This window comes from Tsukamurella tyrosinosolvens (assembly GCF_900104775.1).
In the GTDB taxonomy this organism is placed as follows: Bacteria; Actinomycetota; Actinomycetes; order Mycobacteriales; family Mycobacteriaceae; genus Tsukamurella; species Tsukamurella tyrosinosolvens.
In genome coordinates this window covers 2,584,127-2,600,371 of sequence record NZ_FNSA01000003.1, presented here as the reverse complement: position 1 = coordinate 2,600,371, position 16,245 = coordinate 2,584,127, and the positions used below count along the sequence as shown (strand labels likewise).

Sequence of the window (16,245 nt, the reverse complement as noted above, 5' to 3'; positions counted from 1 at the left end):
TCACTCCGATCCGAAGCGGTCGTAGAGGTCGATCAGTCGAGAGTCGTAGTCGCAGGTGCAGATACCGAGGGGGACCCCCACGTCGGCGCCGTTGCACGGGCCGCAGCAGTACCCGAACTCGCCTTCGACGGGGATTCCGCATCCAGGGCACGGGTGCACGCCGGCGTACTCCCGGTACCGGCGGAGAGCCTCGACATGGCCGGTGGGGAACTGCTCGACAGTGGGGTCGATGATCGCTCCGTCAGGCCGCTCGCACCACCAGTGCTCCTGCTCGCCCCAGTCGATGTCGATGTACCAGCCGCGGACCACTCGCAGGTTCGGATCCTGCGCTGCGAGTTCCTTCGCGGCGGTCTGACACTTCCCGCGGAGGTCGGGTCGGCGCGGCTGCAGTCCTGTGCTCACGCTGCCGCCACCTCGGCGCTCTCGGGTGTCCGGGCGTCTTCGATCCACTGCTCGAGCTGCGAGTAGTCAGCTCGTACACAACTGGTCTCGCCGCCTGGGTGGATGAAGGTGCCGTTCTTGAGCTGCGGATCCAGGTGCGCCCAGTTCACCCCGACCCCGTGCAGCATCTCGTGGATCTCGGGGTGCTTGCGGCCGGTGAGTGCGCGGTTCGAGAAGTGCGCACGCGCGAGCATCTGCAGGCTGTTGCGCTCCCAATCGCGCTGGCGCCAGATGAACGCGTTCGGGGCGTCCTCGCGCGGGATCGAGAAGGCGCGGGCATCGAAGGTCGCGAGTCCGTCCCCCGGCCAGGCCCGGTTGAACGCGGCGGTGAACAGCGACGCGGACAGCGACACCAGCTTGTGGGCCTTGTTTCCGAACCAGGGCTGGGACTGCAGGGAGGCGAGGTCGTCGATGAGGAACGTCGCCTCGTCGGACTGAACGTAGGCGAGCCGGAACCCGGCCATATCGGCCGCGGTGAAGCGCGCGGCCTCGACCATGGACTCGACGACGCGAGCGTCGAAGGGACGCTCGCAGCCGCGGGTGAAGGTGTGGAAGGCGCGCCCGTCCACGCGGATCATCACCGGGGTCCGCGGGCTCAACGTGTGGCTGCTCGCGGCCTCGTAGCGCTTGATCCGGTCGCCCAGGGTGTCGGTGCTCATGCGGTCCCACCTCCCCGCGATTCGCGCTCGGCGCTCAGCACAGAGAGCCACTCCCAGTCCTGCGAGCCGCGGCCCAGGGACTGCAGGAACGCCTTCTCCAACTGCTCGTCGTTGAGCGCTGCCGCCTGCTCGCGCATGCGCTGCATTCTCGAGTCGTACTCAGCGCTTGCGCTCATGGTGTCTGGTCCTCTCGGGTGCGCAGGTAGGGGATCGAGCCGGCGATGTTGGCCGGTGGGTCGTAGATGCTGACGGGATGGCGCCGGCGCCGGAGGGCGGCGAGCCAGTAGCCGAAGCCCAACCCGCAGACGAAGGCCGCGGCATGCAAGAGGACGAGTTCAGCCACTGGCCTGCTCCGTCCCATGGCGTGCGATCCAGCGGTCCACCGTCTTGAGATCGCCCTTGGTCATGTAGCTCAAGCGGGGGTTGGCTTTGGGCAGGAGAATCGTGGTGGCGCCCGACCGGGAGTCGATGACGTCGGCGGGCCTGCGACCGCGAGCGGGGTCGCCGCACTGGTACGCGGACGACTCACTCAGGTAGCTCCAGCCCGGCGTCCACAGCAGCGGAGACGTGTCCGGAACAGCGTGCCGGACGAGGTCGGCCTCCCACATCACTCGGCCGGCGGTGCCCGTCCAACCGCCGCCCGGGAACACGTAGCCGTCAGGGAGGAGCTCCTCGGTGAGCACCGGCAGCTCCGGGAGAGGGGTGGCGTCCACATACGCCCGGAGGGCGACTGCGACGTGGAACGAGGTGAGCCAACGGACGTCGATCCCGCGCTCCACTGCGGACGCGATCACGGAGACGAGCGCGGGGTACCAGCGCTGGTCGCCGAACGAGTCATCCAACCAGGACAGATCGAACGTGGGGAGCTCCTCCTTGCTCCACCGGCCGTCGAGAACGCCGTCAAGCCCGAGCAGCCATACCGGGCGGCCGGCGACGAACTCATGCATCTCCGGCCTCCTCGACGAGGGCGTGGAGCACCGAGAGCTTCTGGCGGTGCCAGGTGGCGGTATCAACTCGGCTGTCCGAGTCGGGGACGCGGTCGGGATCGGCGTTCATGACCGCGATGACCGCGTTGGCGACACGGCAGTAGTGGGGCTCGTAGCGGCGGAACGAGAACCCGTTGCCGGTGGGGATTCGAACCTCGATGTCCATCGTTGGCAGGAAGTCGCTCTCCTGCGGGGCGTGCCCGAGCTCCTTGAACCGCTGCACGGTCGCCGCCTCGCGGTCGGCCTTGGTCCGGCGTGAGGGAACGAGATGCCCGGACTTGGAGTCGATTCGCCATCCGACCGGGACGACAGTGCGTCCGGCCCGCATCTCGTCGGTGGGTTCGTACCCGTGCACACCGAACCAGCTGATGCGCGCGGTCTTGACTCCGATGTCATCGGCCACGTCGAAGACCTTCTTGTTCCAGGCGTCGTACGAGCTGCGGTACCGGTCATACCCGTCGACGACCCGCGGATCGGTTGCGATCCACCACGCGGCCGGCAGCGTGTTCTTGAACTTGGGCAGTCGGTCGCCGATGAGCACGCGCGCTTCGTCGAGTTCGAGCTTGTCGGTGGTGTTGGGGGTCATGGGTGTTCTCCGATCGGTAAGGTCTTCCCGCCGAGCGCGGCGATGGTCAGGCCCATCCAGCAGTCGGCAGCGTCGAGGTGCGCCGTCTGTAGGCGCTTGGTGGTCGGGGAGTCGATGCGGGCCGCCATATCCGCAGCCTGGGCGCAGTACACGGCGTTCTGCAAGGCGATCGACGCCATCTGCAGCCGCCAGGCCAGGTGGGCCCGCGACGGGCTGTAGTCCGGCGTCATCAGCCGGTCCTCGTGCGGTGTTCGGTGCAGACGACGCCGCGGTCGGGCAGAAGCGGTGCGAGTAACGGCCACCGCGCGAACCTGCTGCCGCAGCGGCAGCAGTCGTACGTCTCACGCCACGACGGGCGCCGGTCGTCGACCGTGACCGCGTGGCAGGCCGGGCAGCGGTGCCTCTTGTCGGTGTTCCAGCGTGCGACACCGAAGGCGTCTCGGCCGAGAGTGCCGTCGGCGAAACGAGATCGGTAGACGCGCAGGAGGTACCGAGCGCGGGTGTAGCCGGGGACGTGGTCCTCGAGGAACCAGATCAGCTCCTGGCGGCGGCGGGTGCTCATGAGCGCTCCCCGAAGACGAGCTCGGCGCAGTACATCGCGAACTTGCTCGTGTAGTTGGAGTGGCCGGCTGCGAGCTGCTCGACAGCTTCGATGCGTGCGACATCCACTGGACCCGCCCCGCGGTCGGCGCGAGCCGCGTTCACCAGGTCACGCATGAAGTCACGCTCGTGCGCGGCCCAGGCGAGCTCGCCAGAGGACAGGCGCTGCTGCCGCTCGTCGCGGTGCTCGGCTTCGCTGTTCAGCTTGTTCGTGAACTCCTTGATGAGGCCCAGGAACTCGCGGTGCTGCACGCTGCTGAGGGTCACGACTCTTCCTCCACTCCGGTGTCGGGGCCGATGTGCTCACGCCCCACGCCGACGTTGCGGTAGACACCGCGGATCGGGTCTGCGACCACGCGGTGGCCAGGAGTCAAGGGATCGAAGTCCCGCTCCTCGATCGCGGGCACGGCGGGCTCGTAGCGAGTGGTCTTGCGGCTGGAGCGACTTGCGTTCGCCGAGTCACGCGCGAGGCTCGCCAGGGAGAGGAAGTCCTCGCTGGCAACGCCCTCCTGGGGCTCGAACCGGCGCGGGGCCACGATGTAGGTCCGCGCAGGGTCGAAGGGGCGTGTCCGACCGGCAGCCTGAACGCGCGATGTCGGCGAGTCGAAGTCGGTGACGCGGTGCAGCTGGTCGGTGACGTTGCGCTTCCACCAGGCGTCGTGTTCGCGGGCGGCGTCGGCCGCGCAGTAGCCCTGCGCGTAGTTCTTGTCCCGGAACGTGTCGGGCGTCAGCACCAGCCACGGCGTGTCCGCGCGAGCGGCGATGATGGAGTCGATCGACCGGTCCCACCTCTCGTCGAGCGGAAGCTCCGACCACTGCTCCGATGCCTCTTCGCGAGCGGCGTCGTCCTTGATGTCCCAGATGCCGGCGGCCTTGGCGCCGAGGTCGCGCACGGAGTAGCCCTGCGAGCAGGTCAGCAGCGCGGGACCGGGATCCGCGACGGAGTCCGCGAGGTGAAACGCGACAGCGAGCCACCGCTGTGCGGCCCCTTCGAGCGGCCCGCCAGGGCCGACTCCGGTGGTGATCACGCCCGCCAGCCAGGTTCGGTCCTCTGCGGGGACGATCATGCCGTCCTCGACGGAGCCGGAGAGCCGCGCGAGAAAGGCCTCGGCCTCAGTGCCGTGCGCGATGGCGGTGTTGAGCACCGTCTCCGCGAGCGACTGCGTGGTCGCGGTCTCCACGCTCTTCCGGATGACGTAACTGGGTCCGGGGACGATCCGCAGTTCGGACTGGCCCATCAGCCACATGGTGGCCGCCCACCTGGAGAACTCTTCGACAGGTGGGCGGGTTTCGCGGTCCACCGCCCGGCACATCCGCACGTACGGGTAGTAGTCGTCGGGCAGGATGCGGCCTGCTCGCCGGTCTCCGCGGTCGGTGTCGAGCTCGAGCATGCGCGCGGTGATCTCGCTGATCCGGTGCATCGCACGGGCGCGCTCCCGGCCGGGAACGCTCGTCTCGCGGGTGCGAGTGGTGCAGTAGATCGCGCTCACGGTGCCGGCCACCCTCCACGGGCGCTGCCGATGTCGGCGTGATTGCTGGTCATCGTTCTCCTCCTGGTGCCTGCGCCGGCTACGCGGCGTTCTTGCGCGCGATACTGGCGTCGATCAGGGCCAGGACCTCGGTGATCGCGACAGGGGCCTCTGCGGACCGGCGGGGGACCTCGATCTCGTCGAGCGTCGCCCAGAGCTGCCGATCGGCTTCGGTGGCGTCGTCCGGGTTGAACCCATCACGGTGGTCGGCGACCGCGCGTGCGAGGGTGAGCAGGCCCTTCTCGTAGCTCCGCGCGTAGGCGGTGATCTGCTCGTGCGCGGTCGCCGCCGCGGCGCGGCAGGCAGCGCTGATGCGCAAGGCCGCCGAGCAGCGCTGCTTGATCCGCAGGTGCTCCCGCTTGGCCTCGCGGTAGTCCTCAGCGCGGTCGAAGAGCCCGGACAGCTCCTCAACGGCCGCAGCCGCCGCGGAGGCCCTACTCTGCAGCTCGGCCGCGACCACCTTCACGACGGCCAGCACCTTGTCGCAGGCGACGGGGTCGCGCGTGATCGCCTCGATGGCGGTCTGGGCGGGCGCCCAGCAGAGCGCATGCACCGCATTGCGCAGGAGACTCGGGTCGGCGTTGGCGACCCAGTTCGGTTCGAGCAGAAGTGCGCGGTACTCGGCGCCGCTGGACGGGATGCTGCTGGCCATGGGTGTTCGCTTTCGTCGCGGTTCAGGACTTCAGCGATCTCGCGTTGAAATCTCTAAAATAGAGAGTACGACGAATGTGCGAGCAGGGCAACCCGATCCTGCTGCGCTCGAAGTGGGCGGGGCTACGCGCCGTGCAGGCGCGCGAACTCCTCGAAGCCGCCGTCGGAATGCGCCTGGGGCTCACAGGTCTCGCACTCGGAGAAGGTTGCGGCGAGCGCCGCGTGCTGGATCCACCAGGCGACCGCCTTGCGGTTCGGGACCGGGTACAGCTCAGCCGAAGTGGCGGTCCCCTCGATCATGCGGAGCATCTTCGTGTCGAGGACGACCTTGTTCTCCCGCACCGCGCGGCGCACGATCTTCGCGAGCTCGACGTCGGGTCCGGCGGGCTGGTACAGGATCAGGCACCCGTGCTCGCAGGTCTCGGTGAGTCCGAGACGCCCGTCTGACGGGTCCCACACCACGTTCCGGACATCGGGGGTCTGCCAGGGGAGGTTCATCGCTTGAGGGCCTTTCGGATTCCGGTGACGGCGACCGCCACGGTGATGGCTGCCGCCACGAACTGTGCGGCGAGGAGGAACTCTCGCGCAGAGTGCTCCTCACCCCACAGCGCGGCGCAGAAGAAGTTCACGGCGAAGGTGAGCATGAGCACTGTGCTGCATGCCGCCAAGGCGCGGGTGTGCGCGGACAAGCGCTTCCATGCGGCCGCGGCCGGCACGGCTACGACGAGCGACAGGACGATGTAGAAGGTGAAGCCGAGCACGGTGCATGCCTCTCGGTCAGGGCATCGGGTCGTCGTGGCGGGCTGCGAGAGCCAGCTCGACGGTGCCGTTGGTGAGCTCCCACCACAGCAGTCGCGGTGCCTGTGGCGTGTGAGAGCGGATGTAGCAGCGGTACGCGGAGGCGGAGTCGTCGCGGGTCATCTGCCCGGTCGTGCCGGCGCTGCGGCCGTTCCCGTGGGCGTGGACCGCCCGGGAGGGCATGTTGAACGCTCGCCGGGTCAGCACGTCGACGACCACTTCGATGACCTTCTCACGCGGCGCCTGGGGGAGTGCCAGCGACTCGATGAACGAGGCGCCGATGACGAAGTCCCGGAGCGGGAACTGGGAGCGCTCGGATTCCGCGGTCACGCGAAGCCAGGTGCGGTGCACGTCATCTCGGAACTGTTCTTCCGGGTCGCTGAACAACGGAGCCGACTCGGCCGCCAGTTGCGCCTCGAGGGTGTTCTTCTTGGTTCGGAGCTCGTCGACTTGCTCACGCAGCCGCACCAGTTCCGCGGACATCGTGCGTTGCGACGCTTCGGCTGCCGCCGCGGCCCGGGCCGCGGCATCCGCTTCGGACTCCGCGGTCGCTTGGCGAGTCCGGGCGGCAGCGGCGTTCGCTCGAAGTCGCGATGCCTCGTCACGCGCGGTCTCGAGCTGACGCCGCAGCGTCTCGAGCTCTGCGGTGTCGCCGCCCGCAGGGTGTTCGACCTCCGTCGACCTCGACGGTGCGCGACTCTCCGCGGCGGTGTTCATGACGTTGGCGAGTGCGGCTTGGGCCTGAGCTAAGACGTCGCTCAACTGTTCGAGTGGTTGCGCGAGCGGATCGTCAGCGGCGCTGCTGCCGGCCGCAGGCGCGACGGGGTCTTCCGCAACGGCGAGCCGAATGCTCTCGCTCCGGGTGTCACCAGGCGAGGCCGGAGAGTTTGCCGACGCGGGGCGGGCTGCGCCCTGGAGGCGAGCAGCGACATCCCCGGGGGTCGCAGTGACCGTTGGAGCGGAGGTGATCACCCGCAGCACGGTCGATGCGCGTCGCGGAGGAGTTCGTTCTTCGAACAGACGTTCTGCATGTTCGACAGCCGCGGTCACGCGTCTGCGCGCTTCCGCGGTGCCGCTGTCGGTGCGGATGATCCGCCCCCACGAGTGCGGCCCGACCACGCGGATGGCGCCGCCGTAGGTCCGGAGGCCTGGCGTGTCCTCGAGATACCAGGACACGCCCATGTCGGCCAGGCCGTAGACCGCGGCCCGGGGGCCGACGAGCGTGGCGATCTCCTCGAGCGGTACGCCGAACCGGGACACTCCGTTGTCGTTCCAGGGGGAGACGATCACGATCGGGGTCTCGTTCTGGTTGGACAGTGCGCGCGTGATCAGCGCCTCTGCGTCATCCCGGGTGCGGACCACGGTGAACGCCTCGGACGCTGGATGATGCAGCGTGGCGGACATGGTGCTCCTCTCGGTCATCGGCTTGGTGTCGATCCTTTCAGGTAGGCCTGACATTGATCTGCTGATTGCAACAACCCCCTGTGCGGCTGAGGCTCCGGCCTCATGCGGCGGCGATGAGCGACGTCGCCATCGCGCCGCCGCCGGCCGCGGTCAAGACGCGGGCGATCAGGCTGGACCACACGCGGATGACCGCCGGGGCCCCGGGGGCGCTGGGTTCGACGGCGGCCGCGGCCATGCCGATCGCGAACGCGAATACCCCGAGCATGAAGATGTTGTGCGGTTCGGTCACCGTCGCCTCCTCCCATTCGAGTCTCTAAAATAGAGACTACAGCGTCTCTGGTTAGAGAGCCACTCGGCGGGGAAGCGCAGATGCGCCGCCGCTCGAGGCCCACAGGGACGCGACATGCGCAGCTCACGCCGCGTGCTGAAGGCGGTCGGCACGCGCAGCGAGTCGAATCAGCCTGCGAATCCTGCCCGCGACCGCGTCCTTCGACAACGGCGGCTCGGCCATCTCTCCGAGTTCCGAGAGGGTCAGCTTCGGGTGCTCGACCCGGAGCCGGGCAGCCTCAACGAGAATCGGTGGCACGTCGTCGCCCAGGACCTCGAAGGCGTGCAACACTGCGCGCACAGCTTCTTCGGCGGACGCGAGATGACGGAAGGTGTTCGCCGCGCGCAAGTCGGCCACGCGCGTCTGGTGTCTGGACTGTGCGCGATCGGCGACCCTCTCGCGCCACGCGACTGCGGCCCCGGGCGCACCGAGCGTGTCCAGCGCGCGCACGAGTGCCGCGTCGTTTCGAACGCGCAGAACCTCGAACTTGCCCTCGCGGGACGGAACCGTGCGCAAGGACGCATCGATCTCGAGACGCCGCGCGAACCCTGAAAGAGCCATCGCAGCGGGCAGGCAAGGAGTGCCGATCTCGAGCATGCCGGTGGTGTTGGCTCGAGGCGTCACGGTCAGAGCGCCCCGCATCAGCACCGCGCCGCGCAGCGCCGCCGTGATCTCGCCAGCGCTGCCGCTGACGATCCTTCGAGGCATCCCCTGCACCGGCCGGCCGGCCTTGTCGATCAGGCCGAGCAGGCGAGCGACGTCGGCGCCCTCTCGAACCCTGACGGTGAACCCTGAAGGCTTGCGCTTCGCGCGCTCGATGACGACATGAGCATCGTCGAAGGCGAGGGAGAGGAGCGCCTTGAGTCGGCGGGCCGGTGCCTCGAACGGCGTCGACGCCTCCAACTCGACGCGTCCGCCTCGGACGACTAGGGCGTCCGCGACGCGAAGCGCTCCGACGAGCTCTGCGCGCGTCAACAGTTCGTCCCCCGGCGCGGGCTGGTTGCCTTGGGCGAGCTCGGTGAGGAGGTCGTCCTGAAGGTCGCTCACACCCGTGCTCATGCTCGCGTCGCTCCGTGCTCGATCGACGCAAGGGCGCTCCACAGGGCGCGGTCGGCGTCGGATGCCTCGTCAGGCGATGTCTCGCGCCGGTGCGTAGCGACTGCGTCCACCAACGGATGAAACGCGGCGGTGCGATCGGAGCGCGCGGCGTTGAGCGCCTCGATGAGCGTGTTCACGGCCGCGCGCCGCCGCGCCAGCGCGCGGTTGCGCTCCCGGGAGTCCGCCGTGCGCGGCGCTCCCGACGCGCGTGAGGCCAGCTCGGTCAGTTCCGCCTTCACCAGCCGCGCGACGGGACGGATCTTCTCGCAGGAGCGCCGGTCGGCGCAGACGGCGGCGATGAGCCCCTTCTCGTTGCGCCAGGCGAGGGCATGCACGGCACTGCGCAGGTCCTCCTCGTCGGCAGCCAGGACCCACGCAGGGTCGCGCAGCAGCGCACGGTACTGATCGCCGAGCCGGCGGTGGGCGGCGTTCATCGTGGTCGTCATCGAACCTCCTTCTGGTCATGGGTCACGCCGCGGGAACCTGCGGCGCGTCGGGGACATCAAACAGCGGAATCCAGTAGTCGGCCTGCGCGAACGCGATCATGTCGGCCAGGTCCCGGCGATCGAGGCTCCGCGCATCGGCGACTCCGAGCCGCTCGGCCAGGCCCACATCGGCGGCGCCGGGTGTGCCGCGGGAGGCGTCGCGGAGATGCCCCGGGAAGAACCGCTCCGCGGCGGCATCCGCCTCGCTCAAGCTCATCCCCATGAGGTAGGCCTGCGGCCCCGGCTCCACCCACTCGCCGGTGGTGCTGATCCAGAACATCCGGCGCACGATCGAGTCGAAGAAGCCGAAGCCCCAGTCCTTGCCCGGCTCGGTTCCGGGCACGCCGCGCATGTCCGCCAGGATGATCGCGCCGCGACGCCCGTCGATCTTGTAGACCGGCCGCACCAGACCCCGAGGGTGCCGCGTCCAACGAACGGTGGCCGTGCGAGTGGACCACTTCGAGTCGCTCACGCGCAGGTTCTCCGTCGCGACGACGGTGCCGGAGACCGGGTCGAAGGTCTCGAGCGGATCCACGCGGTGGGTGTCGCACACGCATCCGCATCGGCAGATGCTGAACGCGAGGCGGCAGGTGCACGTGCAGGGGACGGTCGGCTCCGCTTCGAGGGCCGGCATCTCGCCGGCCTCGATCTCCGCGCAGCTGCAGCGGCAGTCGCACCCGACGCCCGTGCAGGAGAACTCGCAGTCTCCGGCGCAGGGCTGGATGCATCCGCAACCAAGGCTGAGCTCGTCCTCTTCCTGCTGCTCGCGGCGCTGGGGGTCGAGCTGGGTCTTGACGATCAGCCCCAGCGTTCCGGCGCCAACGAGATCTACGACCAGCGCGCGCTCCTTGACGCGCCCGTCCTCGAAGGTGTGCGGGCGCAGCCCCCGGCCCACGCACTGTACGAGCCGGATCTGGCTCTTCGTCGGCCGCGCGAGGACGACCACCTCGCACCGGGGGAAGTCTGCTCCCTCGGTGAGCACGTCGACGGTCACGAGGACCCGCGTCTTGCCGGCGCGGAATCTCGAGTAGATCCCGCGGCGCTCCTTGACCGTGGTCGGGCCGACCACTACCTCGGCGGATACGCCGAGCCCGACCAGCGCTTCCGCCAGCTTCTTGCAGTGCTCCATCGAGGCGCCGAAGACGATGGTCGACATGTCGCCGGTGCGCTCGAGGACGGCCTCGACGGTGGCGTTGAGCGTCGTCTCGCGGAGCATCGCCTCCTCGGCCTCGCTGTCGGTGATCTCGCCGTCGCCGACGTGCAGCGAGGACACGTCGAGATCGGGGAGATCAACCGTTACCCCCTCGGGCCGCAGGAGGAACCCGTTTTCGATGGCCCACAGCACATCGCGTTCGAACACGACCTGGTTCCAGATCTCGCGCAGGGGGCGCTCACCGGTGGTCGGCGCGTGTCGCACCATCGTGGCGGTGAAGCCGACGCGTCGCCCGCCAAGAGCCTCGAAGTGGTCGAGGACCTTTCGGTACGTGTTGGCTGGGGCGTGGTGCGCTTCATCGACAATCACCAGGTCGCGCATGCCGATGCGCTCGAGCGACGCCTCCTTCTGCAGCGACTGCACGGTGGCCGAGACGATGGGGGCGCCCGGATCGCCGCGGTGCGGGCCGCCGATCAGCGCGGGCGGCGGACCTGCTGGATTCACAGCCACACAGGCATCGGCCATCTGTTCGATGAGTTCGTTACGATGCGCCATCAATAGAACACGGCCGCCGGCGGCGATCTCGCGCTTCGCGAGCTCGGCGATCACCGTCGTGTTGTGCGTGACGATGTGCTCCTCGCCGATGACGTAGAGCCCGTCATCGGCCTCGACAGAGATGCACTGGCACTCGGCGTCGCCGGCCGGCTCGATCGACACGATCGAGCGGTGGGGTTCGAAGGTACGCCGCGGCTGATCGGTGCGCTTCTTGCGGGAGCTGTGAAAGGGCTCGATGGTGGTCGGCAGGAGGATGTTGACCTGGAACTCGGTGTACCGCTTGCCGGTGGTGGGTTGGGTCCGATCCTTCGAGGAGACGCCCGCGGTGCCGCCCAGAGACCACACGAGACGCTGGACGTCGTTGGCCAGTCGCCGGGAGGTCGTGTGGTAGTTGATCGAGCGTCGGCCGCCTCCGCGCGACGATCCGTCGCCATCCATGAGGCCCTGGAGCAGCGCGACACGCTGCTCGACGGACGCCTCGAGGTACGGGTCCGGGATGAACTTGCCGGCGCTGAGAGTGCGCAGGCCGAGGTCGCCGAGCGCCTCGTAGAGGTCGCGCTCGCGCGCGAACGACATTCGGGGGCAATACGCGCCGTACTGCTTCGCCTGGACGGAGTAGGACAACCGGACCCGGGCGTGGACTTCTTCGTCGGGGGTGGTCAGGTTGACGCTCGCGGGAGTCGGGCCCGCGAGATAGCCGTTCGCGATGAGGGCACCCAAGGTGTATGGGTCGATGGGCAGTTCCTGATCGGGGTACTGGACCGGTGCGGTCATCGGGATCCGCCAGCGGTAGCCGCCGTTGTCGGTCTCGTCGATGAGGTCCGTGGCGGCGAGCTGCACCGTCGTCATCACGCGAGGCTTGCGCTTGCGGCGCCACACGTGCCAGAGGTGGTCGCCACTGGCGAGCGCGGATGTGCCGTCGGAGAAGGTCAGGCGCCAGATCGGGAGCGTGCCCTGCGGGTACACGCCCCGGATCTGCGTTGGCGTCCCGGACGGGTGAAATACGCGGTCACCTGCCTTCAGTTCGCCGTGTTTGCGCAGGCCAGACGGGGTGGGGACCAAAACGTAACCTGGGATACTTTTGCCCGACCCAGTCGGCAGCACCACCGCGGGTCCGCGTACCCCGAGCAGCGTGGCGTCATCGACAGCATCTGCGGCCTCGACCTGGTAGCCCCGCAGCTGGCGGGGTGCGTTCGCCGGCGCCGCGTTGGGCAGTTGCGCGAGTGTCACGCAGCTCCTTCCGGTCGCAGTGCACATGTGAGAACGAAGTCGGCGCCGGTGACGTACATGGCCGCGCGATCAGTAAGGAGCAGCGAGAGGCATTGCGCCGGGCCGGCATCGGTGACCGAGAGGACGCTGCGGCGCACGCCTGCGCGGCGAGTCATCCGCCACCCGAACCCGGCCTTCTCGAATACCGGGACTGCGCCGGTCGAGCGCATCAGCGACGCCGCGCTCGCGCAGGCGAGGTCGCCGGCCGACGCAGGCATGTGCCCCTTCCCGGCGAACAGCCCGTTGAGCACCTCGCGCCGGTCGCCGTCCTCGGCGGTCAGGTAGGGGAGCAACTCGGACTCGGCGGTCGTGAAGCCCTGCCGGATCTCGTCGCCGAAGGTGTACGGGTCGATCGGTAGGGCGATGCCCCGGAAGCCCACTGAGTGCGCGAGCGGGACGCTCCACCGCGGTGCGCCGTCCCCGAGGTGCAGGTGCGGTGCGATGTCCGCCGTCCGGTACACGGCGTCCGTGCCCGTCGCCGCGTCGCGGGCCAGCCACGGATGTTCGTGGACGACACGTGCAGTGGCGCCGTCGTCGAAAGTGACCGCCACGGTCTCCCGCCACCCGAGATCGCCGACCTCCAGCACGTCGACGGTGCCCCCGTCGGCGCTGAACACCGAGTCGCCGGTGAGGAGGTCGGCGAGCCGGACGAAGCCGGAAGGAACAGGGATCAGGGTGTCGGCGGGCTGTCCCGCGCCCATCGCAGGTATGGCGGTCGCTGCCGCGGTCACAGCCCCGGCTCGGGTAGGTGGTCCAGCCACTCCGGGGAGGCGCCGAGGGACGTGCGCGCCGCGGCGATCGCCATGCGGAGCGCTACGGCGCCACGGACCATCGACGGGGCGGGGGTGCCGTCTCGCTTGCGCCTGGGAGTGACGATGACCGCCAGGTGGTAGGCCGCCAGGGACTCCCTCGTGTGCGCGGCCGTGAGGACGCGCGTCGGCTGGTGCTTGCGCGCCAGGTAGTGCAGGAGCTCGAAGTCGGCGTTCTCGATCCGCAGGGCCGCGAGCATCACCTCGCCCCAGTGCTCGCCGTAGAGCTCCTCGAGCGTGTTGGCCGAGATCGTCTTGGCCAGATCACGAATCCGGCTGACGGCGTTCTCGGTGTTGCAGCGCTCGGAGGAGTTCCACTCCTCTCCGCTGCCCGTGAGCTCGAGGATCTCCAGAAGCGCCTGCGCGAGCGTGCGATGCGTGGCACGCCCCAGCACGGCGCAGCGGACGCAGGGACGGCCGGGTTCATCGCTGTGCTCGTGAGGGTGGTCGACGAACTCGACCTTGTCGTCACGGATGGCGTTCGCCGCGCGCTGCGCGGTGGTGCGCGTGTAGTCCACGAGGAGCTGTAGGTCCATCGCGAACATCGAGGGCGGCTGCTCGTCGACCGTCGTCCTACCCTCGTTCGAAGAGAGGATCAGCGGCGCTACGCGCACCGGCACACGCGTCGCGGACGAATCGACCTCGGCCCGGCTGGTGGCCCATGCAGCCGCCTCCGCGAGGTCGGACTCGCTCGGCGTGAAGGGTTCTTGGTCGGGGATCGGGTCGTTGAGGAAGTCGCCGAACATCTCGGCGATCGCGGAGTCCAACGTCGCCGTCACAGTGCGACCGTCGCGATGGCGCCGAGGGTGACCAGGATCGAGACGCCGCCGGCGATGACGAGCTCGGCGTCGACGATCTCGACGCCGGTGATCACGCTGGCGGCGAGCTGCTTGAGGTCCTCGGTGTCGCCGCCTCGGAGGACGCGGCCGGCGGCGACGAGACTGTCGGCCGAGATCCTGACCTGGTTGGCGGGCACGGCCGCGGTGGCGGCGGGGGATTCGGGCACGGGGACCTCCTGAGTGGGCGGGGCGGGCGATTCGACGACGGGTGCGGGCGCGGGTTCCTGGGCGGCGGTCTGCGCCGCGGCTGCCTGCTCCGCCTGCGCGGCCGCTGCCTGCGCCTGGGCGAGGGCGAGGGCGTCGGCGGCTGCTTGCGCGGCGGCCTCCTGCTCCGCGATCACCTGCGCAGCTGCGCGCTGTGCCTCGAGCTGCGCGTCCTGCGCCGGGTCGACCGCGGCCGCGGGCTGCGCGGCGGCCGGTTCCACCGCCTCCGGAACCTCGGCGGGAGCGGGCTCGGCGGGAGCAGTCGCCGCCACGGAGCCCGACTCCGCCGTCGAGGAGCTCTCGAGCGGAGTCGACGCGGGCGCGGACACCTCTGCCGGCGCCGCGCTCTCTGCCGAGGCGGCGGCCTCGGCCTCGGCAGCGTTGCGCGCGGCGATGTAGGCCTGGACGTCGGTCTTCTTGATGCGACCGCCGGGCGCGGTACCCGTCACCAAGTCGAGGTCGACGTTGTGGCGCTTGGCGAAGGTGATGGTGGTCGCCGCGGCCTTGGCGCTGCCACCCGCCGGCTTGTCGGTCGACGCGACGGGCACGGCCGGAGGCGCCTCGACCGGCGTGACCGGCATCGCGGGCTGGTCTGGAACGTAGCCATCCGCGACCGCGGAAGCGACCGGGGGCAGCTGCGCACCCAGGGCCGCGGTGAAGTCCACCGGCGCAGCTGCCTGAGCGACGCCTGCGGCCGCGCCGGTGAACGCGGTCTCGGTCTGCACCGAAGGGGCCGCGGGCGGAGCCGCCGCCGGCCCGGTCGCGGGAACTGCGGCCGGTGCCACCTCGGGAGCCGGCGCAACGGCCGCGGGGAGGGTAGGAGGCGGAGTCGTCGGCGCGATGCCGACGATCGCGGACGTCGCCAGCGGCTCGGGCTGCGGTTCGGCGGTCAGCGCCGTGCGAGACGGGTCGACCGGCGCGGGCAGCGGCGCGGGCACGGACGCCGTGACAGGAGCCGCGACAGCGGCGGGATGGCTGACGTCCTGCAGCGGCGCGCCCGCGGGGGGAGTGGCAGCGGGCGCACCCGCCGAGGGAGGCACCGCAGCGGGGGTAACCGCCGGTGCGACCGCTGCGGGCACGACCGCCGCGGGGACCGGCGCCGCAGTCACGGGAGGGACGGCCGCGGCCGTGGGAGCCGCGGCGGCCGGCGGTGCAGCCGCCGGAGGAACTGCGGCCGGCGGAACGGCGCTCGGCGGGGCGATGTTCGACGGGGGAAAGGTCGTGGTCACGTGAATCCTCTTCGGTGGTTGGTCAGGGATGGGCGGCGGGCAGAATGCTCAGGCCGAGGGGGTGCACTTGATCTGGAACCCGTCGGGCCCGGTCGTCACGACGTCGGCATACACGCTCGGGTAGCGGTCCATCAGCCGGCCGTAGTCGACCTCACGGCGACCCTGCGTCGGGGAGATCCGGAAGCTGCCGTAGTCGCCCGCGCGCACCTGGCCGTACTGAGCGATGACGGCGTCGAGCAGGGCCTGCCGCGGGCCCGCGTCACGATCCTCGTCACGCTTGCACGCGTTCTTCACGACGCGGAGGACGTGGAGCTGCTCGGCGGCGTTGGGGCGCGCGGCGGCGACGGCGAGCACCAGATCGGCGAGCACCTGCGCCGCGTCATCCTGGGAAGCCAGGAGCTCGACGAGCGTGGCCTGGAAGGTGGGCTGGCCGGGCGCCTGCACGACGGCGGGCGGGGCGGCGGGGGTGTCGAGCGTGGCGGTCATCAGAAACCTGCCCTTCATGTGGTTGGTCGGGCGCCCGGGTGAGCGCAACCGTGTTGTGCGTCGGCGGCGAAGCAATCACGGTTCAGGCACCGTCATCCGGGCCTGATGGTGACTGTAGTGCGCCGCCACGACCAGC

The 16,245-nt window shown here is 69.9% G+C and carries 22 protein-coding genes; all 22 read right to left on the bottom strand.

What is annotated here, in order from left to right; translation table 11 throughout:
* Positions 1–402 carry a hypothetical protein gene (locus BLW32_RS14150; protein ID WP_068741731.1) on the bottom strand — a complete coding sequence of 134 codons (402 nt, stop codon included), beginning with the start codon at positions 400–402 and terminating at the stop codon, positions 1–3.
* Positions 399–1,100 (bottom strand): tRNA(His) guanylyltransferase Thg1 family protein, encoded by a 702-nt coding sequence (locus BLW32_RS14145; protein ID WP_068741732.1) that lies wholly within the window; start codon positions 1,098–1,100, stop codon positions 399–401. Before BLW32_RS14145 ends, BLW32_RS14150 begins: the two co-directional genes overlap by 4 nt.
* Positions 1,097–1,276 (bottom strand): hypothetical protein, encoded by a 180-nt coding sequence (locus BLW32_RS14140; RefSeq protein ID WP_068741733.1) that lies wholly within the window; start codon positions 1,274–1,276, stop codon positions 1,097–1,099. Before BLW32_RS14140 ends, BLW32_RS14145 begins: the two co-directional genes overlap by 4 nt.
* Positions 1,273–1,443 (bottom strand): hypothetical protein, encoded by a 171-nt coding sequence (locus tag BLW32_RS27580; RefSeq protein ID WP_156486407.1) that lies wholly within the window; start codon positions 1,441–1,443, stop codon positions 1,273–1,275. Before BLW32_RS27580 ends, BLW32_RS14140 begins: the two co-directional genes overlap by 4 nt.
* Positions 1,436–2,047, bottom strand: a complete 612-nt coding sequence (locus tag BLW32_RS14135; protein ID WP_068741734.1) for a hypothetical protein — start codon at positions 2,045–2,047, stop codon at positions 1,436–1,438. The genes BLW32_RS27580 and BLW32_RS14135 overlap by 8 nt, the downstream gene beginning before the upstream one ends.
* Positions 2,040–2,672, bottom strand: a complete 633-nt coding sequence (locus BLW32_RS14130) for a hypothetical protein (protein ID WP_068741735.1) — start codon at positions 2,670–2,672, stop codon at positions 2,040–2,042. The genes BLW32_RS14135 and BLW32_RS14130 overlap by 8 nt, the downstream gene beginning before the upstream one ends.
* A complete protein-coding gene (locus tag BLW32_RS14125; RefSeq protein WP_068741736.1) occupies positions 2,669–2,902 on the bottom strand; it encodes a hypothetical protein in 234 nt (77 codons plus the stop codon). The genes BLW32_RS14130 and BLW32_RS14125 overlap by 4 nt, the downstream gene beginning before the upstream one ends.
* Positions 2,902–3,234, bottom strand: coding sequence for a hypothetical protein (locus tag BLW32_RS14120; RefSeq protein ID WP_068741737.1), 333 nt, complete (start codon positions 3,232–3,234; stop codon positions 2,902–2,904). Before BLW32_RS14120 ends, BLW32_RS14125 begins: the two co-directional genes overlap by 1 nt.
* The gene (locus BLW32_RS14115; protein WP_068741738.1) at positions 3,231–3,539 is read right to left on the bottom strand and encodes a hypothetical protein; all 309 of its coding nucleotides are present in this window, start codon (positions 3,537–3,539) and stop codon (positions 3,231–3,233) included. Before BLW32_RS14115 ends, BLW32_RS14120 begins: the two co-directional genes overlap by 4 nt.
* A complete protein-coding gene (locus tag BLW32_RS14110; RefSeq protein WP_139286164.1) occupies positions 3,536–4,762 on the bottom strand; it encodes a hypothetical protein in 1,227 nt (408 codons plus the stop codon). Before BLW32_RS14110 ends, BLW32_RS14115 begins: the two co-directional genes overlap by 4 nt.
* 79 nt (positions 4,763–4,841) lie before the next feature.
* Positions 4,842–5,453: a hypothetical protein gene (locus BLW32_RS14105; RefSeq protein ID WP_068741740.1), complete on the bottom strand. Its 612-nt coding sequence runs from the start codon at positions 5,451–5,453 to the stop codon at positions 4,842–4,844.
* Between the two features lie 122 nt (positions 5,454–5,575).
* Positions 5,576–5,950 (bottom strand): hypothetical protein, encoded by a 375-nt coding sequence (locus BLW32_RS14100; RefSeq protein ID WP_068741741.1) that lies wholly within the window; start codon positions 5,948–5,950, stop codon positions 5,576–5,578.
* The gene (locus tag BLW32_RS14095) at positions 5,947–6,213 is read right to left on the bottom strand and encodes a hypothetical protein (RefSeq protein WP_068741742.1); all 267 of its coding nucleotides are present in this window, start codon (positions 6,211–6,213) and stop codon (positions 5,947–5,949) included. The genes BLW32_RS14100 and BLW32_RS14095 overlap by 4 nt, the downstream gene beginning before the upstream one ends.
* 16 nt (positions 6,214–6,229) lie before the next feature.
* A complete protein-coding gene (locus BLW32_RS14090; RefSeq protein ID WP_068741743.1) occupies positions 6,230–7,672 on the bottom strand; it encodes a hypothetical protein in 1,443 nt (480 codons plus the stop codon).
* Between the two features lie 82 nt (positions 7,673–7,754).
* Positions 7,755–7,943, bottom strand: a complete 189-nt coding sequence (locus BLW32_RS14085; protein WP_068741744.1) for a hypothetical protein — start codon at positions 7,941–7,943, stop codon at positions 7,755–7,757.
* Between the two features lie 123 nt (positions 7,944–8,066).
* Positions 8,067–9,029, bottom strand: a complete 963-nt coding sequence (gene whiA, locus BLW32_RS14080; RefSeq protein ID WP_170181051.1) for a DNA-binding protein WhiA — start codon at positions 9,027–9,029, stop codon at positions 8,067–8,069.
* An 8-nt stretch (positions 9,030–9,037) separates the two neighbouring features.
* Entirely contained in the window at positions 9,038–9,526 is a 489-nt protein-coding gene (locus BLW32_RS14075; protein WP_068741746.1) for a hypothetical protein, read from the bottom strand.
* Between the two features lie 22 nt (positions 9,527–9,548).
* The gene (locus BLW32_RS14070; RefSeq protein WP_068741747.1) at positions 9,549–12,239 is read right to left on the bottom strand and encodes a DEAD/DEAH box helicase; all 2,691 of its coding nucleotides are present in this window, start codon (positions 12,237–12,239) and stop codon (positions 9,549–9,551) included.
* 260 nt (positions 12,240–12,499) lie between these two features.
* Positions 12,500–13,273: a hypothetical protein gene (locus BLW32_RS14065; RefSeq protein ID WP_139286163.1), complete on the bottom strand. Its 774-nt coding sequence runs from the start codon at positions 13,271–13,273 to the stop codon at positions 12,500–12,502.
* Positions 13,270–14,130 carry a hypothetical protein gene (locus tag BLW32_RS14060; RefSeq protein WP_068741749.1) on the bottom strand — a complete coding sequence of 287 codons (861 nt, stop codon included), beginning with the start codon at positions 14,128–14,130 and terminating at the stop codon, positions 13,270–13,272. The genes BLW32_RS14065 and BLW32_RS14060 overlap by 4 nt, the downstream gene beginning before the upstream one ends.
* Positions 14,127–15,623, bottom strand: coding sequence for an E3 binding domain-containing protein (locus BLW32_RS14055; RefSeq protein ID WP_139286162.1), 1,497 nt, complete (start codon positions 15,621–15,623; stop codon positions 14,127–14,129). The genes BLW32_RS14060 and BLW32_RS14055 overlap by 4 nt, the downstream gene beginning before the upstream one ends.
* 48 nt (positions 15,624–15,671) lie before the next feature.
* Entirely contained in the window at positions 15,672–16,109 is a 438-nt protein-coding gene (locus tag BLW32_RS14050) for a hypothetical protein (RefSeq protein ID WP_068741751.1), read from the bottom strand.
* Positions 16,110–16,245: the final 136 nt, after the last annotated feature.